Consider the following 5,138-nt stretch of genomic DNA (forward strand, 5'->3'; position numbering starts at 1 on the left):
TTCCTTGTTGAGTTCGTGGTATAGCCTTCTTAGGGTTGAATGGTTGCCGTTGATGTAGGTTTCCACCATATACTCAAAGATGTTGTCCACCTCGTAAAACCTGCATTGCTGCGCTGCTGTTCTGCTGTATCTTCTTGCCATATCCTTATTTGTTAAATAGTTAATAACCAAATGAAAAAGCCGATTGCCGCCATTACTGAAAATAGGGAGATTAGGATGCCGAACATGATGCTCAACATGCCGAATAGGATTTCTCCTATGATACCTACTACCAAACCGCCAGCACAAAAGGCTATGTTTGATGTTGCCGTTACTACTGCGGATAATGCTTTCCACAATACCTTTCCGATGTCACTCAATATCATTCTCATATTTTCCGATTTTAGATTGTTGATTACCTTGTTCGGATTTGGAGTGGGCTGTTTCTTTTTCTTTTCGCCTCTCTGTATGTCCGATGTTTTCTTGTGACGTCTTCCGACCGCATTGGTCGTTTTCGTTTCGGGGGCTTCTCAAAGGTTAGGGAGTAGGATTAGCAAATTTTTTAGACAAAATACTACCCCTGAAAGGGCGTGGAGATTTTTCGACAAAAAATTTGAGTTCCTAATCCCGTCTTTACCTTTGCCCCAAGCAACGAAAATGACACCTGATGCCGTCCTGGATGGCGGCATGGAAACAGAGGCATACGCATAGAGAGGCGGAAAGGAAAAGGGAACAGAGGTATTGGCGTGCAGCGCCATGTAGATGGATTAAGGGCGGTGCTACAACTAAGGGGAAAGTCGGCTTTCCGACCGCCGTGTGGAAGTCCTGTAACCGTCATTGTCATGCGTGCATGGCTTGCGGTTACTGGTGTTCCTCCGGTGGTACATTGTCGTAAAACGGGATTGTCTGCTGTTGCTTTGTCTGCAATGGAAGGCAAACTGGTTTTACGACACGGGGTATTGTAGCCGAAAATGGTCACAAGAACAGATCCACGCTTGGCGTGTCCTGTAGAAGTGGCATTTTCGGCTACTTGTATATGAATGAAATAATGGTTGTAAGAACGGTTTTGACAGTTTTTAGTACAAGCATATAAAAGAAGTGCCCACGGCGATGGCAGTGTCATTTATAACATTGTGGTCGCTGTGGGCTTTTCTTTTGCTTGTGCTGTTTCTGAAATCGGCTTTTGCGCATCAGGCAGAAGCGGTTTTCAGAAGGGATATGGAATAATGTGGCTAAACTTTTTTAGATATTCAGTTGTAATATAAGATATGTCACTTTTCATTTGTGGAATGTTTGGTTAGCTATGGTTCTGCTTTTAAATTAAATAAAGCTGAAAAGCAGAATATCTACAGGAAACAGACGTAAGATGACTGCTTGTATCATAAGCAAAAAAAGAAAGGGGGCTTGCGTTATCAGTCTGAACATTGCTTAGGAGTGAAGCCAACTTTTTTCTATGCTTATGCAATATAGTAGTAGGAACATGGTCGTCAATTAATTGATGATGATGCTCTTACGGTTCAAGTAGATCTTAGGGAAAACTTGTTTTTAGAGCTTCAAAAGCTGGGTTTTATTTCAATATATACCATTAAATTTCGTACTTTTGCATACGAAAAGTTTGAAGGTTACGCAACGTACAGAAAGATAAAGTAGCTGATAATTAATTCGTAACCTATTACTGCTATGAGTTGGTAACTGTAATTTATTTTCAATCACTTAAACATTTTGTAATTTTATATGACGACATATAAACAACCAGAGAAAGATAAATCCCGTATCTTATTATGGAATCATGCTGTAGAATCGCTGACTTCTCTCAGGGATAGTAATCGCATCTTGAATACAACCTATATGGAGCATTTGTGGCTGTATTGTCAGCAGCAATTAAATGAAAAACTAGATATTGAAGCTTTTATTCAGTGGAAGCAATATGCAGATATTTGTTACCAGACCAAGAAGCCGGAAGAACTCAAAATCGCTTTCTTCTGCGGTAATGAACCAGAGAATGATGTAAAACATTTGCTTGGGTTAGGTGTAAGAATAGAGAATATTTATGCTTTTGAATGTGATTCAAATTTGTTTAATCAGGCTGTAAAATCACTCCATAATACATATCCTTTACTAAAAATTTACAAGGGTAAGATTGAAGTCTTTGCAGAATTACAGAATACGAAATTTGATATTGTTTATCTTGATTTTACTGGGAGTTTATTTAAAGAATATAAGGTCGTATTAAAAATGTTGGACTTGAATGCTCTCAATGATATGAGTATTCTTGCTGTCAATACAACATATCCAGATAAGACTGAAGAGAATATTGATATACTTACCAATTTTTTCTATAATGATACTTTTTTCGAATCGTCTGTTCTGACAAGCAATGATACTGAGGAGGAAAATAGTAAGGTTCAAAGAGTGGAAGGCTGTGATGCGATGGGTATCGATATTGAAAATTTAAGGTCAATTATTGATATGAATTTTGAAAATGCATATTCTGCATTTCAAACAGCTTTAATAATTGATTATGCCAATAGACATAAACCTGCGTATGAAGTATTTAAGCAAGATATGCTTTCAAAAAGACTAATCAATAGTAAAGTAATAGCCAAAAAGGAGGAGCTTTTTCGTAAATTTCATGATGTGCTTATTCAAGAGGCTTTTATGGATGCCCAACGTTTTCCCTCTAGTCAATATTTAGAAGATGAATTTATTGAAAAACTTAGTAATGGAACCAAAAGATCTCGGCTAGAGTGTATGAAAATAGCAGAGGTTTTCTTGCAGTCTCCATATAGCCATTCATCACCTGATTGGAATAAAATAAAGGAACATATAAAGCATGGTTCCAGTAGTGATAATGATATTGATGATGAATATATAGATGTAGATTTTAAACAAGTTGTGACACCTGAGGTCAATCAGGTGATTTCAGAGATTAATAACTGGTTCTATGGGCAATGTCGTTTTTGTGATGTACCAATGGCGCATCTTTGGCTTGAATTACTTTTGTTTCATTATGGACACCCATATCATACAAATATTGGTAATCATAAACGCTATTCGTATACAGCGAAAAAAAGAAAAATGTGCTTAGATATATTTACATTAGATAAATGTCGTGCCCTCTATGACTGGATTCCGATGCTTGAGTACTTTATTTATGATATGCAGGATAATAACCGACAGATGATTACGCGAATGTGTATTGATGCAATTGGTAAGCAGCTTTTGCATATTGTTGATGAGATTTTTGAGGGTTCTGCATTGGTTGGCATTAATGACTTTGAATGGTCAATCAATAAAGAACTCCCCAATAGAGAAGAAATATCCGTTAAAAAGAATCAAAAAAATATTTTTTTACGTATGATAAAGACTCTTAGGGATAAATTTAGAAAAATCAGAATATTTTAATCTCAACATTAATGTATGAAAATGTGCGTTATAAAGTTATGCAGTGTGTATCTTTTGTCTCAGATTGGCATAATGTATTGGGATTAAACTGCTTTAGAACAAAAAACAAGAAGTTTATTAAGAGCCAAAAGTTACAAAGTATATATTTCTGATTAAGAGATTTCTTTTGTATTGTTTTTATTAATATACTGAATAGTTACTTTTATAAATATAATAATAACCTGCAACTTTGCGAGTCATTGTCGTAAGAAACATAATTTATCATTTGTCTTAAGATACTTATTTAACCAATCAATGGGAATAATTGGAAATTGCGATGAGATACTATAATATACAAAAGTTTCGGTAACGAATGCTCCTTGTACAGAATAATTGGAATAGTCACATTCAAACTCCTTACTAACATCATATAGATGTTTTTGAATCCAATCTACCTTAAATGATAATTTATCATTATAACCATTTTCCTCTACAAATTTGGAATTATCTGCTGCAAAAGATTGAAGATGATATTTTGTTTTTATGTGTTTAGCATCAATTACGTAGATTATTTGAGTTGATTTATTTATGACAATAAAATCAATTTCACCTACCCGAGAATTGGGAAATCTTGTGGATCCAATATACGCAATGGACTTTTCTAATGAAATATTATTAATAGACTTTTTATTTCTTAGAAATGGATATTTATCCCGTTCGAATATTTTAGCGGCTAAATCTTCTAACCACTTATCATGCTCTTGAAATAATTTCTTTGTAAAATTTTTTATTAATTGGTTAGACCTCCATTCTGAAGGCAATTCTTTAAAAGGTAATAAGTTTCCGCAAATTTCCTCCATAGCTTCTTGAAACATATACGGAGCAATGAAGTATTCTTTTTCTCCATCAATATTAAATTCCAATATTGGTCTATATCGTGTTCTTAAATCCTTATTATAAGGTTTCTTAATAGCAGTGACTATGTCAGAATTATTTGAAGAAAATAGTAGTCCTTGCAAAAAAGAATTATTAAAATGTTCTATAAATAACTGTGATATATTTATAATTCGAAGAATTTGCAGTTTTTCCGGAATATACCCTTCTATAATCTCTTTGAATTCACTAAAAGAAATGTCGTTAAGACAAATGTCTACTAATTGTGTATTGCATACTATGTCAAAAAGTTTGTCTGTAATATCTCCAAATGCATTGTATAGTTCATCTCTAAAATCACTCAATAAATTAGAAGTAAAACAATGCTTCCGGAATAAACTTTTTTTCTGATTAGTTTGATTAAGTAAGGTATGAGCCTTTACTAACGGATTGTCTACATAAGTCAAAGCAAACGAATACTCACTGCGTTCTAATTGAAAAATGCACTTTTCATTCATTATCTGAACAGCTCTTTGCTGCGCAAAAATATCAATCATTTTGGTGATAAAGAATATATCAGACAAATCAAATTTATTAATATCTATTATCGGTGTGGCTTGAGAAGATAGTTTTAACTTAGGTATAAGCATAAAGACATATCGGCACATTTGCATCAATATGAAAGTATTCTCTGATCGTTGTTTTTCTGTTGCCAAATTAGAATATAACAGTATAAATTGAAACAAATCTTGCGGATTCTGATATCTATCCAAAAAAATAATAAAATCTTGCACTAGTGTTTCAATACATAAATCACATATGTCGATAACAGTACATTTGTCGACTACTATATTTTGCGAATATTTGTTGTTTATTTGTTCTAAGCACTGTCTGTAATACTT

At 33.9% G+C, this 5,138-nt stretch carries 3 protein-coding genes; 1 reads left to right on the forward strand and 2 read right to left on the reverse strand.

Annotation, left to right across the window (positions count from 1 at the left end):
• Window positions 1-152: 152 nt before the first annotated feature.
• Complete coding sequence (locus tag BHV73_RS03375; protein ID WP_022217989.1) at window positions 153-371, reverse strand: hypothetical protein; 219 nt, start codon at window positions 369-371, stop codon at window positions 153-155.
• Window positions 372-1,713: 1,342 nt separating this feature from the next.
• Here BHV73_RS03375 and BHV73_RS03380 point away from each other — a divergent pair.
• Entirely contained in the window at window positions 1,714-3,384 is a 1,671-nt protein-coding gene (locus BHV73_RS03380; RefSeq protein ID WP_022217987.1) for an SEN1985 family protein, read from the forward strand.
• 236 nt (window positions 3,385-3,620) lie between these two features.
• Here BHV73_RS03380 and BHV73_RS03385 read toward each other — a convergent pair.
• The coding region (locus tag BHV73_RS03385) for a hypothetical protein (RefSeq protein ID WP_286736511.1) at window positions 3,621-5,138 on the reverse strand (1,518 nt) is incomplete at its 5' end.

The sequence above is a fragment of the Bacteroides sp. 44_46 genome, from assembly GCF_001915465.1.
Lineage (GTDB): Bacteria > Bacteroidota > Bacteroidia > Bacteroidales > Bacteroidaceae > Bacteroides > Bacteroides clarus.

Coding starts and splice junctions, on each gene's coding strand:
- BHV73_RS03375 (WP_022217989.1), bottom strand. CDS start 371: ATGAGAATGATATTGAGTGACATCGGAAAGGTATTGTGGAAAGCATTA.
- BHV73_RS03380 (WP_022217987.1), top strand. CDS start 1,714: ATGACGACATATAAACAACCAGAGAAAGATAAATCCCGTATCTTATTA.